Origin of the sequence: Thermomonas carbonis (assembly GCF_014396975.1) — a bacterium.
In the GTDB taxonomy this organism is placed as follows: domain Bacteria; phylum Pseudomonadota; class Gammaproteobacteria; order Xanthomonadales; family Xanthomonadaceae; genus Thermomonas; species Thermomonas carbonis.
Window position 1 is genome coordinate 1745841 of record NZ_CP060719.1, and the last position, 19740, is coordinate 1765580.

The 19740-nt window shown below is 65.0% G+C and carries 12 protein-coding genes and 1 pseudogene; 5 read left to right on the forward strand and 8 right to left on the reverse strand.

Annotated features, from left to right (window positions below):
- The first annotated feature begins 26 nt into the window (after nt 1-26).
- Both ftsZ and lpxC read left to right on the forward strand, forming a co-directional pair.
- Nucleotides 27-1282, forward strand: a pseudogene (gene ftsZ, locus H9L16_RS08015) (cell division protein FtsZ).
- 247 nt (nt 1283-1529) lie between these two features.
- Nucleotides 1530-2444, forward strand: coding sequence for a UDP-3-O-acyl-N-acetylglucosamine deacetylase (lpxC, locus tag H9L16_RS08020; protein WP_187551197.1), 915 nt, complete (start codon nt 1530-1532; stop codon nt 2442-2444).
- A gap of 125 nt (nt 2445-2569) precedes the next feature.
- On the opposite strand, the gene H9L16_RS08025 is transcribed toward lpxC, so the two are convergent.
- Nucleotides 2570-3082 (reverse strand): DciA family protein, encoded by a 513-nt coding sequence (locus tag H9L16_RS08025; RefSeq protein ID WP_425507182.1) that lies wholly within the window; start codon nt 3080-3082, stop codon nt 2570-2572.
- Here H9L16_RS08025 and H9L16_RS08030 point away from each other — a divergent pair.
- From H9L16_RS08030 to H9L16_RS08040, 3 genes are all read left to right on the forward strand, one after another.
- On the forward strand, nt 3066-3992 hold the full coding sequence (locus tag H9L16_RS08030) for a M23 family metallopeptidase (protein WP_187551198.1): 927 nt from the start codon (nt 3066-3068) through the stop codon (nt 3990-3992). The genes H9L16_RS08025 and H9L16_RS08030 overlap by 17 nt on opposite strands.
- A gap of 264 nt (nt 3993-4256) precedes the next feature.
- Nucleotides 4257-6983: a preprotein translocase subunit SecA gene (secA, locus tag H9L16_RS08035; RefSeq protein ID WP_187551205.1), complete on the forward strand. Its 2727-nt coding sequence runs from the start codon at nt 4257-4259 to the stop codon at nt 6981-6983.
- Nucleotides 6984-7165: 182 nt separating this feature from the next.
- The gene (locus H9L16_RS08040; protein ID WP_425507183.1) at nt 7166-8122 is read left to right on the forward strand and encodes a Nudix family hydrolase; all 957 of its coding nucleotides are present in this window, start codon (nt 7166-7168) and stop codon (nt 8120-8122) included.
- Here H9L16_RS08040 and coaE read toward each other — a convergent pair.
- From coaE to H9L16_RS08075, 7 genes are all read right to left on the reverse strand, one after another.
- Nucleotides 8119-8724, reverse strand: coding sequence for a dephospho-CoA kinase (coaE, locus tag H9L16_RS08045; RefSeq protein ID WP_187551209.1), 606 nt, complete (start codon nt 8722-8724; stop codon nt 8119-8121). The genes H9L16_RS08040 and coaE overlap by 4 nt on opposite strands.
- A 124-nt stretch (nt 8725-8848) precedes the next feature.
- Nucleotides 8849-9712 carry a prepilin peptidase gene (locus H9L16_RS08050; protein WP_187551211.1) on the reverse strand — a complete coding sequence of 288 codons (864 nt, stop codon included), beginning with the start codon at nt 9710-9712 and terminating at the stop codon, nt 8849-8851.
- A gap of 31 nt (nt 9713-9743) precedes the next feature.
- Entirely contained in the window at nt 9744-11012 is a 1269-nt protein-coding gene (locus tag H9L16_RS08055; RefSeq protein WP_187551213.1) for a type II secretion system F family protein, read from the reverse strand.
- Nucleotides 11013-11022: 10 nt separating this feature from the next.
- Nucleotides 11023-12747, reverse strand: coding sequence for a type IV-A pilus assembly ATPase PilB (gene pilB / locus H9L16_RS08060; RefSeq protein WP_187551214.1), 1725 nt, complete (start codon nt 12745-12747; stop codon nt 11023-11025).
- A 33-nt stretch (nt 12748-12780) separates the two neighbouring features.
- Nucleotides 12781-15846: a fused MFS/spermidine synthase gene (locus H9L16_RS08065; protein ID WP_187551217.1), complete on the reverse strand. Its 3066-nt coding sequence runs from the start codon at nt 15844-15846 to the stop codon at nt 12781-12783.
- Nucleotides 15847-15928: 82 nt separating this feature from the next.
- Nucleotides 15929-17761 carry a hypothetical protein gene (locus tag H9L16_RS08070; protein ID WP_187551219.1) on the reverse strand — a complete coding sequence of 611 codons (1833 nt, stop codon included), beginning with the start codon at nt 17759-17761 and terminating at the stop codon, nt 15929-15931.
- A complete protein-coding gene (locus H9L16_RS08075) occupies nt 17758-19722 on the reverse strand; it encodes a hypothetical protein (protein ID WP_187551220.1) in 1965 nt (654 codons plus the stop codon). The genes H9L16_RS08070 and H9L16_RS08075 overlap by 4 nt, the downstream gene beginning before the upstream one ends.
- Between the last annotated feature and the right edge of the window lie 18 nt (nt 19723-19740).

A 19740-nucleotide genomic window follows, 5' to 3' on the forward strand; every position in this document is an offset into this window, starting at 1 on the left:
GCACCACATAACAAGAGGACACGGACATGGCGCAGACATTCGAACTGGTCGAGAAGATGGCACCAAACGCGGTGATCAAGGTCATCGGCGTGGGCGGCGGCGGCGGCAACGCGGTCGCGCACATGGTCAACAGCAGCGTGGAAGGGGTGGAGTTCATCACCGCCAATACCGACTCGCAGGCGATCAAGAATTGCGGCGCGAAGCTGCAGTTGCAGCTGGGCGGCAATGTCACCAAGGGCCTGGGCGCAGGCGCCAACCCGGAAGTCGGCCGCCAGGCCGCACTGGAGGATCGCGACACCATCATCGACGCGCTGACCGGCGCCGACATGGTGTTCATCACCGCCGGCATGGGTGGCGGCACCGGCACCGGCGCCGCGCCGGTGGTCGCGCAGGTCGCCAAGGAAATGGGCATCCTGACCGTTGCCGTGGTCACCAAGCCGTTTCCGTTCGAAGGCCGCCGCCGCATGCAGGTGGCGCTGAAGGGCATCGAGGAACTCAGCCAGCATTGCGACTCGCTGATCACCATCCCCAACGAAAAGCTGATCACCGTGCTCGGCCGCAACGCGACCATGATCCAGGCCTTCCGCGCGGCGAACGACGTGCTGCTTGGTGCGGTGCAGGGCATCGCCGACCTGATCGTTCGCCCGGGCCTGATCAACGTCGACTTCGCCGACGTCCGCACCGTCATGTCGGAGATGGGCCTGGCGATGATGGGCAGCGGCAGCGCGCGCGGCGACGACCGTGCCCAGGCCGCGGCCGAGGGCGCGATCCAGAACCCGCTGCTGGACGACGTCAACCTGTCCGGCGCCAATGGCATCCTGGTCAACATCACCGCAGGTCCTGACTTCACCATGGCCGAGTTCGACGAAGTCGGCCGAACCGTGGAGCAGTTCGCCTCGGAAGACGCCACCGTGGTCATCGGGACCGTGCTGGATCCGGAGATGCAGGACGAAGTGCGCGTCACCGTGGTCGCCACCGGCCTCAACCGCAACACCGCCGGTGGCCGCCAGCCGGCCCCCGCAGCGAGCGCAACGATGCGCGTTTCGACAGCGGTTTCGACGCCCCGCGTCGCCCGCAGGTGCAGTTGATCAACACCCAGGGCAAGCGCGACGGCACCACCGGCCTGATGATCGACGAGGTCTCCGATCCGTTCGTGCCGGGTGCGAACACCGGTTTCGTCGGTGGCCTGCGCCGTAATGTCGATGCCGGCCCGGCCGTGGCCGAGTTGCCGAAGGACGATTACCTGGATATCCCGGCGTTCCTGCGTCGCCAGGCGGATTGAGTCTGAAGCGCCATCCCGGCTTGCGTCGGGATGACAGCGAAGCACGAGCGTCATGTCCCTTCGCACGCCGGGTTGCCCGCCCGGCGTGATTCCAGGTCGGTCGGCGTCATGCCGGCCGGCCCTTTTCCTGAGTCACCCGCGAACAGCTCGCAAGCAGGGATCGACGCGCGCGGCGGCGCGCCAGGCCTGCGTCTCAAGCGTGTTGCATAGCGGCGCGGTTCAGCAATCAGAGTGGTAATCTGCGCCGATGCTTCGCCAACGCACCCTCAAGAACCTGATCCGCGCCACCGGCGTGGGCTTGCATGGCGGCGAGAAGGTGTTCCTCACCCTGCGCCCGGCCCCGATCGACACCGGCATCGTGTTCCGCCGCATCGACCTGGATCCGGTGGTCGAGATCCCTGCCAGCGCCGCCCTCGTCTCCGAAACCACGCTCTGCACCGGTCTGAGTTGCGAAGGTGCCAAGGTGCAGACCGTCGAACACCTGATGTCGGCCCTGGCCGGCCTGGGCATCGACAACATCTACATCGAACTGACCGCACCGGAAGTGCCGATCATGGATGGCTCGGCCGGCCCGTTCGTGTTCCTGCTGCAGTCCGCCGGCATCGCCGAGCAGAACGCGCCAAAGCGCTTCATCCGCATCCGCAAACACGTCGAAGTGCGCGACGGCGACAAGATCGCCAGCTTCAGCCCGCACGACGGCTTCCGGGTCGGCTTCACGGTCAAGTTCAACCATCCGGCGATCCCGGACACGCTGTCGCGCGCCGAAGTCGACTTCTCGACCAGCGCCTACATCAGCGAGGTGAGCCGCGCGCGCACCTTCGGCTTCATGCAGGATCTGGAGTACATGCGCGAGCGCAACCTGGGCCTGGGCGGCTCGATGGACAACGCGATCGTGCTCGACGAGTTCCGCGTCCTGAACGAGGACGGCTTGCGCTACGCCGACGAATTCGTGCGCCACAAGATCCTCGACGCGGTCGGCGATCTGTACCTGGCCGGCCGTCCGATCATCGGTGCCTACGAGGGTTACAAGTCCGGCCACGCGCTCAACAACAAGCTGGTCCGGGCCCTGTTGGCCGATGCCGAAGCGTGGGAAGAAGTCAGTTTCACCGACCCGGTGGCACCACTGCCGGTCATTTATGGCGACGCCGTCCCGGCGACCTGAACCGGTTTGCCCGCGGCCCCGGCCTGTGACCAAGTGCGCGCATTCAGCTGAATCGTTAGTCTTTATTTAACAAAATCACAGACTTGTGACGTTAGGATGCCCAGCCGGCCGGGTTGGGTGCGTTCCTACGTCCCCCGCTGTCCGGGTTTGCGGTTTCCCCCGACGCGCTTCTCCGACACGTCGGGCGCGCCAGACCGCAACAGTGCCAAGGCAGCCGCCAGTCCCGATTGGCCGGCCGCCGACATTGGTGGAGCGGTTGACGCGGCTGGTGGCATCGGTCGCAACGGTTGGGTCGTCGTCCTGACGGTCAACCCCGCGACATCGAGCCCGACGGACCGGGCGGCGTCGACCAGTTCCTGCGTGGCCAGCCGCAACTTGGCATGCCACACCGGGCCATCGACGACGAAAACGAGCTTGTCGCCACGAACGTTCGCCAGCCGCGCATGCGCGGCCAGAACGGGCGGCAAGTGGGGACGCAACAACTGGTCCACCGCGTCGAGCCAGAGTGCCCGGCGCAGGGTGCCGCCTTCGGCCCCGTCGAGCAGCGCTTGCAGCGCCGCGCGCGGACCCGATGGGGCAGTCGCCCCCGCAGGGGTGTGGACCGAGAACCAGGCATACCCGATGACCGAAACAAGCAAGTCACACGATACCCGCCGGCGCGTGATCGCGCAGGTACAGACCTTCCGCTTCTGGGCGATGCGCCGTCCGTTGGCCGCCCTCGGCGTGCTGCTCGGCGCAGGCCTGCTGCTCGGTGCCGGTGGTCGCAGCATGGTGGGCATGGCCGAGGTCGAAGCCATGCAGGCCGCCGAAGCCAATCGGCAGGCCGAGCTGGCCAAGGTCCGCCGCGACGCCCAGCGTGAGGTCAATGCGCTGGCTGCACGGCTGGCGGAGCTGCAGGCGCAGGCCAACCGCCTGAACGCGCTCGGCGCGCGCCTGACCCAGGCCGGTCAGTTGCAGGACGGCGAATTCGAGTTCGAGAAGCCGGTGGGTCAGGGTGGCGCGGGCCGCGCCAGCGACATGCCGCCGGTCGAGCTGCGTCGTGGCATCTCCCTGCTGGAAGGCGAGTTCGGCCGCGCCGATACCCAGCTGTCGGTGCTGGAAAGCCTGCTGTTCAACCGCGCGCTGGACCGCAACGCGATGCCTTCGCGCGATCCGATCGCCAACAGCTACATCACCTCCGGCTTCGGCGGCCGTGCCGATCCGTTCGGTGGCGGCCACCAGTTCCACAAGGGCATCGATTTCGAGGCCGATGTGGGCGACCCCGTGCTGGCCGTGGCCGATGGCGTGGTCAGCTATTCCGGCGTGCGTTCCGGCTACGGCAACGTGGTCGAGGTCGATCACGGCAACGGTTACGTGACCCGCTACGCGCACAACTCCACCCTGGAACGGCAAGTCGGCGACCTGGTGCGTTCGGGCCAGGAAATCGCCAAGGCCGGCTCCAGCGGCCGCTCCACCGGTGCCCACGTGCACTTCGAAGTCTGGCAGGACGGTGCGGTGGTCAACCCGCGCAAGTTCCTCGCGGTGACGTCCAGCGGCGCACACCGCTGAGGCCGCTTCCCGTCCGTCCATCCGCACTGCGGGTTGGATGTGCGGGGAGGGGCATCGCCTGTTTGCCTCTTCCCGGCCCCCGCTTGAAGCGGGGTGGACGCCGGCTTGATAACGCCTGCCGGTGCCTCCAGCTACACTAGCGGACTGCGAAACGGGCGCAATGCGCCCGTTTTTGTCGTTTCGCCCGCTGATACGCCATCCCCGATGGCCCACTGATGCCGCCGCGCGACCGCGCGCGCATCCTCGAACCGGATTCGTCGCCCCATGCTCAACAACCTGCTCACCAGTGTCTTCGGCAGCCGCAATGAACGCCTGCTCAAGCAACTGTCCGGGATCGTCAAGAAAATCAATGCGCTGGAACCGCAGATGCAGGCGCTGTCCGACGACGCGCTGAAGGCGAAGACCGAAGAGTTCAAGGCGCGCAGCGCCAAGGGCGAGTCGCTGGACAAGCTGCTGCCGGAAGCGTTCGCGGTCTGTCGCGAAGCCTCGATCCGCGTGTACGGCATGCGCCATTTCGATGTCCAGCTGATCGGCGGCATGGTCCTGCACAGCGGCAAGATCGCCGAGATGCGCACCGGTGAGGGCAAGACCCTCACCGCGACCCTGGCGGTGTATCTCAACGCGCTCGAAGGCAAGGGCGTGCACGTGGTCACCGTCAACGACTATCTGGCGCGCCGCGACGCCGCGCAGATGGGCAAGCTCTACAACTGGCTGGGCCTCAGCGTGGGCGTGGTATTCCCGGGCATGCCGCACTCGGACAAGCATGCTGCCTACGCCTGCGACATTACCTACGCCACCAACAACGAGATCGGCTTCGACTACCTGCGCGACAACATGGCGCTGGCCAAGGAAGACCGCTTCCAGCGCGGATTGAGCTACGCGATCATCGACGAGGTGGACTCGATCCTGATCGACGAGGCGCGCACCCCGCTGATCATTTCCGGTCCGGCCGAGGAGTCGCCGGAGCTGTACGTGCGGGTCAACCAGATCGTGCCGTCGCTGGTCCGCCAAGAAAAGGAAGACAGCCCGGGCGATTTCTGGGTCGACGAGAAGGGCAAGCAGGTCCATCTGTCCGAGGCCGGCCAGGAACACGCGGAAGCCTTGCTGCGCGGTGCCGGCATCCTCGGCGAAGACGAAAGCCTGTACGCGCCGCAGAACATCCACATCGTCCACCACCTCAACGCGGCGATGCGCGGGCATGCCATCTACCAGCGCGACGTGGACTACATCGTCCGCGATGGCGAAGTCATCATCGTCGACGAATTCACCGGCCGTACCCTGCCGGGCCGGCGCTGGTCCGATGGCTTGCACCAGGCGGTCGAAGCGAAGGAAGGCGTGGCGGTGCAGCGCGACAACCAGACCCTGGCCTCGGTCACCTTCCAGAACCTGTTCCGCATGTACGGCAAGCTCGCCGGCATGACGGGTACCGCGGACACCGAAGCCTACGAGTTCCAGAGCATCTACGGCCTGGAAGTGGTGGTGATTCCCACCCATCGGCCGATGGTGCGCAAGGACCATTCCGACCTGGTCTTCCTCAACCGCGCCGGCAAGTACCGCGCGGTGGCGAACGAGATCAAGGAATGCGCCGCGAAGGGCCAACCGGTACTGGTCGGCACCACCTCGATTGAAGTCTCGGAACTGCTGAGCGACGCACTCAACGAGGCCGGCATCGCCCATGAGGTGTTGAACGCCAAGCAGCATGAGCGCGAAGCGCACATCGTCGCCAATGCCGGTGCGCCCGGCGCGGTGACGATCGCCACCAACATGGCCGGCCGCGGTACCGACATCGTGCTGGGGGGCTCGCTGGAAGCCGAGCTGGCCACGCTGGGCGAGGACGTCACCCAGTCCGAGAAGGACGCCATCAAGGCCGCATGGCAGGTTCGCCACGACGCGGTCAAGGCCGCCGGCGGCCTGCATATCGTCGGCACCGAGCGCCACGAAAGCCGCCGCATCGACAACCAGCTGCGCGGCCGTTCCGGCCGCCAGGGCGATCCGGGTTCGTCCCGTTTCTACCTGTCGCTGGAAGACAACCTGATGCGCATCTTCGCCGCCGACTGGGTGCAGAAGGTGATGGCGCGGATGGGCCTGAAGGAAGACGACATCATCGAAAGCCCGCTGGTGACCAAGCAGATCGCCAACGCGCAGCGCAAGGTCGAGGCGCACAACTTCGACATCCGCAAGAACCTGCTGGACTTCGACGACGTCAACAACGACCAGCGCAAGGTGATCTACGGCCAGCGCGACGAACTGCTGGAAGCTGACAGCATCAAGGGCAACATCGACGGCATCCGCGGCGACGTGGTGACCGACCTGGTCGAGCGCTTCGTGCCGGCGGATTCCGTCGACGACCAGTGGGACCTGCCGGGCTTGGAAGCCGAGCTGGCGACCGAGTTCGGCGTGCAGGTACCGCTGGTTCGCATGCACCAGGAACAGGACGAGCTGGACGCGTCGCAGGTGCTGGCCAAGGTGCATGCCTCGGTGGACGAGCTGTTCGAGGGCAAGGAAGCGCAGGTGGGCGGCGAAACCATGCGCATGCTGGAAAAGCACGTGATGCTCAACGTTCTCGATCAGAACTGGAAGGAACACCTGGGGCGCATGGATTACCTGCGCCAGGGCATCCACCTGCGCGGCTATGCGCAGAAACAGCCGAAGCAGGAATACAAGAAGGAAGCGTTCGAGCTGTTCTCGGAATTGCTGGAGAAAGTGAAGCGCGAAGTGGTCAGCCTGCTCGCGCGGATCCGCGTCCGCGACGAGGCCGAAGTGGCCGCCGCCGAGGCCGAAGAGCGCGCGCGCGCCGAGGCGGTGGCCAGGCAGATGCAGTTCCAGCACCCCGACATGGGCGGGCTGGGCGCCGATGAAGAAGCGGCTGCCGTGCAAATCGCGCAACAGCCGCAAGGCTACGGCGAGGAATTCAACCGCGTCGGTCGCAACGATCCCTGCCCCTGCGGCAGCGGCAAGAAGTTCAAGCACTGCCACGGGCAGCTTGCGTAGCAAGCTGCCCGTGCACCGCCTGCCCAGTCAGGTGGTGCCCCCAAGCCGCTGCGCGGCATTGGGGCCCCACGGGGCGCACCTCCAATCCCCCGCGCCTTCGGCGCGCCTCCCTTACCAAGAAGGGGGCTTTTCCGATCCAAGATCATCGGCATTGGTCACTGCACCGGGGCGTGGTTGTTGCCATGAAGCAGATCCACGTTGTCGCCGGCGTCATCCGCGATGCGCGCGGCCGTATCCTGCTGGCGCGTCGTACCGAAGGGCGTGATCTCGCCGGCCTGTGGGAATTCCCCGGCGGCAAGGTCGAAGCCGGCGAGTCGCCTGAAGACGCACTGATCCGCGAGCTGCATGAGGAACTCGGCATCCAGGCCACGGTCGGCGCATCGCTGATCCGCGTCCCCCAGCAATACCCCGGCAAGCGGTTGCTACTGGACGCGCGCCATGTCGAATTCGATGGCGTGCCCGAGGGGCTGGACGGGCAGGCGCTGGCTTGGGTGCCGCAGGGAGATCTCGCCGATTACCCGATGCCGCCCGCGGACGTGCCGGTGGTCGCCGCGTTGACCCAGCCGGATCGCTACCTGGTCACGCCAGCCCCTGGCGACGACGAGGCCTGGCTGACTTCACTGGCGGATGCGCTGGCGCACGGCGTGCGCCGCGTGCAGTTGCGCGCGCGCGATGTCGAGGCGCGTCGCTGGCGCGGTCTGGTTGCGCGTGCCGTTGCGCTGAGCCGTCGCGTGGGTGCCGAGGTGCTGCTCAACGGCGACATCGCCCAGGCCCGGGAAGCGGGCATCGGCGTGCACCTGCGCTCGGCCCAGTTGCACGATGCCGCACTGCAGGCTTCGCTGGATGACATGCGCGCCGCCGGCCACGCAATCGCCGCGTCCTGCCACGACGCAGGCGACCTGCAGCGGGCCGAGGCGCTGGGTTGCAGTTTCGTCGTGCTTGGCCCGCTGCAGGCGACCGCGTCCCATCCGGGCCAGCCGGGCATCGGTTGGGATGCCTTTTCAGGCGTGCGCGAGCACGTGTCATTGCCGATCTATGCGATCGGCGGCCTAGCGCCCGTGGATATCGCCGACGCCCGCACGCATGGTGCGCAGGGGATTGCCGCGATCCGCGGCTTGTGGCCTGGCGGAAACGCCTAGGTTGCCAGCCGCCGGTAAAGCCGATCCAGCGCTTCCACTTGGGCGTGCAGGGCATCCAGCGGCCCATCATTGACCAGCACATCGTCGGCGATCGCCAGTCGTTCCCGCCGGCTTGCCTGTGCTGCGACCATCGTCCGTGCCAAGGCTTCGTCGATCCCGTCGCGCTGCAACAGTCGCACCAGTTGCACGGGTTCGGGTACATCGACCACCAGGATCCGGTGCAACCAGGGATAGGCCTCGCGGCCACCGCCTTCGGCGAGCAGCGGGATCGAGGCGATCGCGTACGGCCCGGTCGCGGCAATGCAGGTGGCCCGGAGCGCCTCGCGCACACGCGGATGGATGATCGCTTCCAGTTTCTTTCGGGCATCGGGGTCGGCGAACACGCGGCGGCGCATGGCCGGGCGGTTGAGCTGCCCGGCGTCGAGTACCCCCATGCCGAATTCCGCAACGACCTCGGCCAAGCCTTCGCTGCCCGGGACGACGGCTTCGCGCGCAGCGATGTCGGCGTCGGCGACCACCAGTCCATGCGAACGGAACAATGCATCGACCGTGCTCTTGCCGGACGCCACGCCGCCGGTGATCGCGAGGATGAACTCACTCATGGGCAATTTTCACCGGTGGTGCAGCTGTCTTGGAGTCAGGCGAGGCTTCTGTGGAAGGGGCTTCGGCCCCGACGGAGGAAAGCATCGGGGCTCAAGCCCCTTCCACAAAGGCAAGGCGCGAGGCTCAAGCCAATCCCGCGATGCGCATGTACCAGCCGACCAGATCGTTGCCCCACATGAAGCTGATCCAGCCGGCGATCGCCAGATACGGGCCGAACGGGATCGGAGTGGCCTTGTCGCGGCCCTTGGCGGCAAGCCAGATCGAGCCGACCAGGGCACCGACCAGCGAAGAAATCAGGATCGTGGGCAGCACCCCGGCCAGTCCGCACCACGCGCCCAGCGCCGCGAGCAGCTTGAAGTCGCCGTGGCCCATCCCTTCCTTGCCGGTCAGCTGCTTGAACACCCAGTACACCGACCACAGGCTGACATAGCCAGCCATCGCCCCCAGCAGCGCGGCCTTCTGGCCGATGTAGAGGTTCTCCACCGACGCCACCAAGCCCAGCCACAGCAGCGGCAAGGTCAGTTGGTCGGGCAGGAGGCGGGTGCGGAAATCGATACCGGACAACGAGATCAGGAAGCCGGTGAGCAGCATCGCGCCGAACCCCTTCCAGCCGAAACCGAACCGCCAGACGCAGGCCACGAACAACAGCGCGGTCAGCAGTTCGACAAGCGGATACTGAACGGAGATCGGTGCCTTGCAGCCGCGGCATTTGCCGCCCTGAATCACCCAGCTGACCAGCGGGATGTTTTCGTACCAGGACAGGTTGCGTTTGCAATGCGGGCAGTGCGAGCCCTCCACCACGATCCCCGGCGGCGGCGGATCATAGAGATCCGGCTCTTCCAGGATCTCGCGGGCGTCGCGCTTCCACTCCCATTCCAGCCGACGCGGGAGGCGCAGGATCACGACGTTGAGGAAGCTGCCGACCAGCAGGCCAAGCCCGGCCACGGCGGGAAAGCCGAGCCCGGGGTGTGCATCGAGGAATGCCATCGAGTTGCCGTGCGCCTGTGTGTTGGGCGGATTACATCACCGTCATGGCGAGCTTGAAGATCGGCAGGTACATCGCGATCACGATCGAGCCCACCAAGCCACCGATGATCACCATCACCATCGGCTCGATCAGGCTGGACAGCGCATCGACCGCATTGCTGACTTCTTCCTCGTAGAACTCGGCCACTTTCAGCAACATGTTGTCGAGCGCACCGGCTTCCTCGCCGATCGCGGTCATCTGCACCACCATGTGCGGGAACAGGTTGACCTGCTTCATCGCCACGTTGACCGGGTAACCCACGGCCACGTCTTCCTTCATCCGCATCACCGCCTTGCTGTAGACCGTGTTGCCAGTGGCACCGGCCACGTTGTCCAGCGCTTCCACCAGCGGCACGCCGGCACGGAATGTCACCGCCAAGGTACGTGCGAAGCGTGCAATCGCCGAGTCATTGAGCACCTTGCCGATGACGGGGAGCTTCAACAACAGTCGGTCGACAAGATGCTGCAGAGGCACCGAGCGCTTGTAGAAGAACATGAACGCGGCGAAGGCCCCTGCCGCAATGATGGCGATCAGCCACCACCATTTCACGAACTGATCCGATATGCCGAACACCAAAGTAGTGAAAGCCGGCAGATCCGCTCCGAAGCTGATGAAGGTCTCCTTGAAGGTCGGGACCACGAAGACCATGAGGACACCGCAGACGATGATCGCCACCGCGATCACGGCGGCCGGGTAGAACAAGGCCTTCTTGATCTTGCCCTTGATCGACTCGATATTTTCCTTGTAGACCGCGATGGTCTCCAACACTGTCTCCAGCACGCCGGAGGATTCGCCTGCGCGCACCAGGTTGCGATAGAGCTCGTCGAACTGCACCGGGTATTGGCTGAGCGCTTCGTAGATGGAGGCACCGCCCTCGATGTCGTTCCTCACGCCGAGAACCATCTTCTTCATCGCCGGGTTCTTGTTGCCGCTGCCGATGATTTCCAGCGCCATCACGATCGGCACGCCGGACTTCATCATCGTTGCCAGCTGGCGACTGAAGATGGCGATGTCACGCGGGCCGATCTTCTTGGTCGCGCCTCCGAAGAAGGGTTTCGGCTTGGCCTTGACCACGGTCGGGGTGATGCCCTGCTTGCGGAGCTCGGCGCGCAATAGGTTGGCGTTCTTCGCCGTCTGCTCGCCCTTCATGACCACGCCGCGCTTGTCGCGGCCCTGCCAGACGAATTCGACCATCGGGTTCAGGCGGCGGGACTCGGCTTGGGTCCGGGCCTTGCTGATGGCGGCTCTGCGTGCGGACATGGCGATTACCTCAATCCTTGGTGACTCGGTTGATCTCGATGAGACTGGTGATCCCCTGTTTCACCTTGTCCAACGCTGAACCACGCAGGTCGCGGACTCCGCTGCGGAGCGACGCCTCGGTGATTTGCTGGACATTACCACCGGCCAGCACGATCTGCTGGATTTCGTCGTTCATGGGCATCACCTGGTACACGCCGGCACGGCCCTTGTAGCCCTCGGTGCAGTCCTCGCAGCCCACCGCCTCGTAGACGGTGATGCCAGCATGCACTTCGTCCGCGGTGAAGCCCTCGGCCAACAGGGCATGCTCGGGCAGGTGCACCGCGCGCTTGCAGTCGTGCAGGCGACGCAGCAGGCGCTGGGCAATCACCAGGCTGACCGAACTGGTGATGTTGTAGGGCGCGATGCCCATGTTCATCAGGCGTGCGATGGTCTGCGGCGCGTCGTTGGTGTGCAGGGTGGACAACACCATGTGGCCGGTCTGTGCGGCTTTGACCGCGATCTCGGCGGTTTCGAGGTCGCGGATTTCGCCGACCATGATGATGTCGGGATCCTGGCGCAGGAAACTGCGCAGTGCCGCGGCGAAGGTCATCCCGCGCTTGACGTTCTGCTGCACCTGGTTGACCCCGGGCAGGCGAATTTCCACCGGATCCTCGACCGTGCTGATGTTGCGGGTCTCGTCGTTGAGGATGCCCAGCGCGGTATACAGACTGACGGTCTTGCCCGAGCCGGTCGGGCCGGTCACCAGCACCATGCCGTAGGGCTTGTGGATGGCATCCATGAACAGTTTCTGCTGGATCGGCTCGTAACCCAGCTTGTCGATACCCAGCTTGGCGGCGCTGCCGTCCAGGATGCGCAGCACGATCTTCTCGCCGAACAGGGTCGGCAGGGTGCTGACGCGGAAGTCGATCTGCTTGGTCTTGGACAGGTTGAGCTTGATGCGACCGTCCTGCGGAATGCGCTTCTCGGCGATATCCAGCTGCGACATGACCTTCAGGCGCGCGGCAATGCGCTGGTGCAGCTTGACCGGTGCCCGCTTGGCCAGTTTGAGGATGCCGTCGATGCGGAACCTGACCCGATAGTCGGTTTCGTAGGGCTCGAAGTGGATGTCGCTGGCGCCCTTGCGGATCGCATCGACCAGCGCCTTGTTGATGAACTTGACCACGGGCGTGTCTTCGCCCTTGGCGTCCACGCCGGTGTCGTTGCTGAGGTCGTCATCGCCGCCGCTGACTTCCAGGCCTTCCAGGCCTTCGGAATCGGCCATCTCGTCGGCCATCGCCTCTGCGACTTCCAGCCACTGGTCCAGGCAGCGCTTGATGCGCTCGGCATCGACCAGGATCGGCTCCACCGCCAGGTTGGTGTGGAACTTCAGTTCGTCCAGCGCCTGGTGGTCGGTCGGGTCGCTGGTGCCCACGAACAGGCGTCCACCGCGTTTGAACAGCGGCAGGACCTGGTGCTTGCGCAGCAATTCTTCCTTGACCAGCGCAATCGCCGACTGCGACGGGTCGAGCGCCAGCGCATCCACCAGCGGCATGCCGAATTCGATGGAATTGGCAGCCGCGATCGCCGCGGGCGTGACCAGCCTGCGCTCGGCAAGATAAGCCGCCAGCGGCTGCTTCTCTGCGGTGGCGGAATCCATCGCCTTGCGCGCAGCGGCCTCTTCCAGCGCGCCATCCAGCACCAGACGCCGGGCAATGCCGGTAATTCCCATCAAATTGGCGGACGTGACTGCGCTCATCGGTATCCGCTCTCCCCAAGCGTGCGTTCGACTTTACCGCAACCTATCCCCATCCGCGATCTCGGCGTCGTTGGTGGCCTCGAGCGGTGCTTCGGGGTTCGCTTGTGGCGATGCGGCGAGCACCAGCAGCAGGCGGATGGTTTCGCTGTCACGCAGTGACGGATGCAGTTTGTTCCAGTATTTGTTGTAGAGCAGGGGCACGTCGGCATTGCGGCCAGAGGCCATTGCGGCAAACAGCATCGCTCCGAACACATACTTGCTGGACACGGCGCTGCCGGCGACCAGTGCGGCATCGGGGCCGTCGAGCATCGTCCTGCCCACGTCGAGTACGCGCGCGTGGTCATTGCGCGAGGCGGCATCGACGAATGCCAGGGCCTGGAGCAGCAGCGGCGAAGTGGGCGGGCATTCGAGCCACGCCGGCGACTGCCACAGGCCAACCTGCGCCGGGACATCCAGGAAGGCCACGGTGTCGCTCGCCAAGGCGAAGATCAGTTCGGCGTTGCGTCCGGGTGCGCCGTCCAGCCGGCAACTCATGCCCAACCCACGCAGCGCTTCAGCATAGTCGAGTTGCGGGTCATGGGCGTCGACGGCGGGTCGTGCATCACCTTCCACCAGCAAGCGCCTCAATTCGCGCGCGGCCTTCTGCTTGCTATCGCTCACGACCGGACGCCGCACGCCGGGTGGGGGCTGGTCGATGCTGCGTGGGCTGAAGCCGCCCAGGAACGGCACGACCGGCCATGGTGCACCGTGCCAAGGGTTGAGATCCGCCTTGGCTTTCATGAAGCGGGTCGCAGGCGCCTGGAGTTGCAGGATCGGAAAGAAATCCGAATTCGCCTGGGACGGGTGCAGGTTGGCATAGGCCACCAGCGCGCGGCGATCCATGACGAAGGTGTCCTGGAGATCGCGGACATCACGGAACCCGAGGCGCGCCAAGTCGTCGCGCAAGCCGGCATCGCCGAACAGGCGCGCGCCGAGGGCGGGGACTTTGCCCTTCGGGACAGCGATCAGTAGAAGATCCTCGCCGTTGGAGAGGTAGGCCTGGACATCGCTGAAGTGACCAAGCATCGCCCGCAGCACCGAACTGACCAAGGCGGGATTGATTTCGTACGTCTGCACCCATTGCAGGAAGATCCCGTCATCTTCCAGGTGCCTTGGCACGAAGGAATAGAACTCCTCACTGAAGAGCGTGGCGGTGCCGCCCATCCACGGGTTGGACGGCTCCGACACGATCAGGTCGTAGCGTCGCGGCGAGGAAGCAAAGAAGGCCTTGGCGTCATCGATCACGATATGCGAGCGCGGATCCTCGTAGGCGCGGCTGACCCGGTCGCCGAACAGTTTCGCGCCCTCGACCATCATCGGTTCGATTTCGATGGTGTCGACTTGCCCGATCCGCTCGCTGCCCAGCAAGGCGTGCGTGGTGAGGCCCGAACCGAAACCGATGACGCCCACGCGATCGAAGCGATCGCGCATCGACAGAGGCAATGCCGCGGCCATCACCATGGTGTATTCGTCGGCGATGATCTCGCCTTCGGGATGCATCGACAGGGCCGCGTCCACCTTGCCGTTGGTGGAGATCGCGCGCACCAGGCCCTTGCCCTCGCCGCGTTCGTACAGCGCCACCGAGGCGGTCTTGCCGTCGCGGTAGTAACGCATCCTGGTGTTGTCCAGGAACGTGCTGCCGTGTCGGTATACCGACGAGGCCAGCATCAGCGGGTCGAACTTGACCAGCCATAGCGACAGTGCAAGCGCGAAGACCGAAACAAGCGCGGCGAATACCGCCGGCCCCGGCCTGCGCCCGCTCCGTCCCGGGGCCATGACGTGCAGGACGACCACGCCCAGCACCAGATCCACCGCCGCCGCCAGCCACAACGCCAGCTTCAGCCCAAGCATCGGCAGCAACAGGTGTACTGCGACCAGCACGCCGACAATCGCACCCAGGGTATTAGTGGCATACACGCGACCGATCACCCGCTCGCCGCCCCCCTGGCGCAGGAGCTCCAAGGTGAGCAAGGGCAGTGTCATGCCCGCGAAGAACGCAGCGGGGAACATGACCAGCAGCGAGATCAGCCCGCTCGACAGGTTGTAGAGCGCATAACCCTCGCCAGTGCGGGCAATCACCCGCAGCAGCCAGCCGACCCATTCGAAGGCATGGGCATAGACGAACATCGATGCCAACGCCGCCAACCCCATCAACACCTGCACCCAACCCGCAGTGGCGAGTGGCGACTGCAGCCGGTCAGCGCGGTGGCGCAGCCACAGCCCGCCGAAGGCGATGCCGGAAATGAAGGCCGCCAGCATCACTTCGAATGCATGGATGGTGGTCCCCAGTGCCAGCGAGAGCATCCGCACCCAGGTGATTTCGTAGACGAAGGAGGTCGCACCCGTCAGTGCCGCCACCGTGAGCACCAGGAGCGGCGTGGCGGTTCGCATCCGTGTCCGTGGTGCGGCGGCTGGCTTTGGCGTGGCTGCGACCGCACCTTCATGCTTGCTGATGGGGTAGATCGCGACTGCGACCGCGATATTGAGCAAACCGGCGGTCATGATCGCGCCTGGCAAGCCCACTTTCGGCAGCAACAGATACGTGGCGGCGAGTGCGCCGATCGCTGCGCCGATGCTGTTGGCGAAATACAGGCCGGCCAGTACCCGTCCCTCCGACGCCGGCTGCAAGCGCATGTATCCGGCACTCATCAGTGGGAACGTCGCCCCCAGCAGGACGCATTGCGGCAGCACCAGCACGGTGGCCATTGTCCAGCGCAGGCCGTTGCCCGTGGCCGATTGCATGAGGCTCTCGTATGCCCACGCAGTGCCGGCGTGGTAGAGCGGATCGAACAGCAGGCCGAGAACGCCGATCACCAGTTCGATGACGGCATACGCCAGCAGCGGCCGGCGCAGCGACTCGGTACGCCGGCTCACCAGCCAAGCACCCAGCGCCATTCCCCCCATGAACAGCATCAGTACCAACGACTGCGCATACGCCGAGTGCCCGAGGAACAGGCCCAAGTACTGGGTCCAGATCGACTGGTAGATCAGTCCGGCGAAACCGGAGAGCGCGAAGATCCACAGCAGGGCATGGCCCAGGCGAGCCTTGTGTTCGCTCATCGCACGATCCCCTTCCCGAGTTGCAGGTCCGCCATGACGTCGGTGCAACGATAAAGACGCCAGGTCACCTGGGCATCATGGGTCACCGGGTCCATGATCGTCCATGCACCTGCGGCGCGCTGTGGTTGCTCGTAGGGCAGGACGATGTAGTCGGGACGTTCGTCCGCTCCTGCTGCACAGGCCTGCTGCATCGCGGCATCACCGATGTGGCAGCGCGCGCGCTCCTCTGCTGCTCGCGCGCGATCCTTGCAAAATCGATCATCTTCCAGCAGGGATAGAGGCGATTGAGTCGTCGGCGGCCGTCCATTGCCATGTCGCGGTTGAAGACCTGTCCCGACAGCTGATGCGGGCTGAAGAAGCTCGCGCGCTGCAGGACCAGCCACGGCCCGGTCAGCGTCTCATAACCCCACAGCACTTGTGCATCTTCCGGAATGCGCACGCCGAAGATGTCGGTACGGAAGGTCGCCCGCTCGAACGCGAGGACTTCCGGGGAGCGCAGGTCCCAGCGCACGGCGGATACCATCACGAGCGGGCACAGGACCAAGACAAACAGCAGGGTCCGTCCGCCCGTGGCCAATCGCTCCCAGAGCCGGACGCCGAGCAGCGGCAGGCCCAGGGCAAGCGGGGCGAAGACCAGCAGCCGGCGGTCGATGGCATAGAGATCCAGCCGGTAGTGCGCCATGCGGAACATGACGAACTCCGAATATGCATAGCTGGCGAACAGCAGCAGGATGCCGGCAGCCGACATCCATCCGACCAGTCGCTCCACCCGCGGCGGGCGTTCGGCCATGATGCGGGGCAGTGCGGGATAGAGCAGTGCCGGAGCGAGCCAGAGCCAGCCCCCCTGACCCCATGCGAGCGAGACCGCAAAGGCGAGCAGTAACGCCCGAGATCCGTTTTTCGCCTGCATGTCGCGATGGAGCAGGGCCGCAATCGCCGCCATCGCAAGCCAGTGTGCGAGCCAGTGGACGCGCCACAGCTGCAGACCGGCAGGCAGGATCAAGTGCAGGCCATCGACGAGTAAAAGGGTTGAGCCCAGCCCCAGTCCAAGCCCCGCCAGCCCCGCCACGCACCACGCACCGAACGCGCCGCGCAAGGCATGCCAGCTGTAAGCCAGTACGAGCACATCCATCAACAGAAACCTGAAGTCGTCCGTCGTCCAGCGCGTGAGGAAGAGTTGTGGCGTGTTGTCGCGGAGGATGTAGAGCCAGTTTTCATCCGCCGCCTGCAGCAAACCGGCAAATGGCGGGACGCCGCCAACGGCTAGGCCCAGCAGCGGGATGCCAAACCAGGCCGCATGCAGCCACCGTCGATCCTGCATCACCGCCCAAGGCCAGACGATCAACGCGGAGGCGATGGCTTGCAACGGGTGGAACAGCGCGGCCAGCGCCATGCATGCCGCTGCCAAGAACCAACGCTGGCGCGCCAGCATGCCGATGCCGAGCAGGCATAGTCCTTCGGCAAGCGGGCGCGGGGTGAAGAACTGTTCGCTGTAGCCGAACATCCGGACCATGCCGTACATGGTCGGCAGGCTGAGCACGCCCAGCCAGGCCCAGTAGCGTTGTCCCCGCGGCAGCAATGCCGTGAGGCAGAACCAGCCGGCCGCCGCGAACAGGAGGTGCGCAGCAAGTGCGCCCCACATGAAGAGCGTCGCCGGATCAGTCCACGCCAGTGCTTGCGCGACCAAGCGTGGGAAGAGCGTGTATTGACTCTGTCCCCCGCCGTGGACGAACACCAGGTCGTTGCCGTAGATCTCCGGCCAGCGCCGAACCAGCGCTTGACCGAGGTACAGCACCGAATCGTGGTTGATGCCGGCGTAGCGTCGCAGCTGCAGGATCAGTATCAATCCAAGTGCAGCCGCGGCGATGGCGGTAAGGCGTGAGTGCTGCAAGCGCGGTGGAGCAGGCAGGCTCATGGCGCGCGCGCGCTGCCTTGACCAGTCAAGACATCGGCTTGTTTCAAGGCTCGATTGATCGATGAGCACGAGTATAGTGACCAATCAGCCAATAGTTCGCGTCCGTTCGAGCTCATCCGACGCCACCGTCCCTCGGGTGGGAAGCTCAGGTCGAAGGGCAGCACCAGGAAATCGGGATGCAATACCTCTCCGGGACCGCAGGCGCGCGCAAGTGCAGGATCAGGAATGCTGCATCCCGCATACGTGCCGTCGCGGCTCGATAACTTGCAGCTTTCCACCGAATCAAGCAGCGGTCCTATTCTGCCCAGCCGCCGCCTCGCCTCGCGGATGGTGCCGGGATTGAACGCGATGCCCGAGAGATGTTGTTGGTCGTAGTAGTCGGCCCGTCCAAGCACCAACCATGTCGCCACCAAGCTCATGTCGTGCCAGTACACCTGCGCGTGTCTTGGCAGCGGCGTGGCGAACAGTTCGGGGTGGCCGGCCTGCTCGAGCACAAGTCGGCGTTGCGGGATCTGGATATCCCAGCGGAGGGCCGCAAGGGCCACCAGCGGTACCAGTCCGGCTACGGCGAGCAGAGCCCTCCCACGTCCTTCGATTCGCTGCCAAGCCATGGCTGCAGCAAACGGTAACCCGAAGGCGAGCAAGGGATACGCAAGGATGCGACGATCAATTGCGAAAGCGTCGAGCCGATAGTTGGCCAGCCTGAACGTAACCAGTTCCATAGCGATGTGTTGCACCAGCAACAGCGAAATCGCGATACCGATCAGGCTTGCCAGAACACGCAGTATGCGTGGCTGGAGTTGCGGCCCGACCCGTGGCCAAGCCCAGTAAAGCAAGGCAAACGGAACCCACGCCCAAGCAATTGCACCCCACGCCAGCAGGCCAGTGAGTGTCAGGAGCGCTGCCCGAAGGTGCGCGCGCTCGAGCAGGTCCCTTGAGATATGCAGGGCAAATGCGGCCATTGCGAGCCAGTGGGCAAGCCAGTGAACTCGCCACAACTGCAGGCCGGTCGGCAGAATCAGGTGCAGCCCCTCCACTAACACCAGGCTGGCACCAACTCCGAGCAACAATCCGACGAGCGTCGCAAGGCAAAGTCGGCCGAAATCGTCCTGGCGGGCGTGCCAGGCGTAGGCCAGCAGCGCCGCATCGAACACCAGGTACTGATAGTCCAACCTTGGCCAGCCAGTCACGAAAAGCTGGCCGGTGATGCCCCTGAGCTCGACCCACCAACTTTGATCAACGCGCAGTAGCAGCCCGTCGAATGGGGCCAGCCCCATCAATGCGGCGCAACAAATCGGCAGGATCAGCCAGAGCGCATGGAGCCAGCGCCGATCCTGAAGCACCGCCCATGGCCAGAGAACGAGCGCCGCCGCGAGCGCCTGCAGCGGATGCAACATCCCTGCAAGTCCCAAGCAAGCAAGCGCACCCAAAATATTTCGACGCAAGCCCAAACCCAACGCCACCAACGCCAAGGCTTCGGCGAACGGCCGCGGAGTGAGAAAAGGTTCTGCGTAGCTGAAGATCACTGTGCGGCCGTACGAAGCAGGCAGACCCAACACGCCCAGCCACGCCCAGTAACGTTGCCCGCCGGGAAGCAGCGAAGACAGGCAAAACCAGCTGGCCCATGCAAAGGCGAGCAGGCCCGCAAGTCCGCCCCAGAAGAACAGCGCCGCCGGATCCAGCCAGCCCATCAGCTGGGCCAAGACCCAAGGGAAAAGCGTGTATTTGCCCTGGCTTCCGTGGGCGAAATACAGGTCGTGGTTGTAGATGTCCGGAGACAGGAGGCGCAGCGCTTCGCCCATGTAGAGGGTGGCGTCGTGGTCGATGCCCCAATAGCGATGAGTCAGCAGCAGCATGGCTAAACCCAAAAGTGCGGCCGCAAGTCCGGTTCGAGCATTTCCTGGTTTAGCGATGGGTAGCATTGACAGATCTTCGTTGAAGTTCAGGTGTGCGTAGGACACAAATGCCGTTTGCGTCAG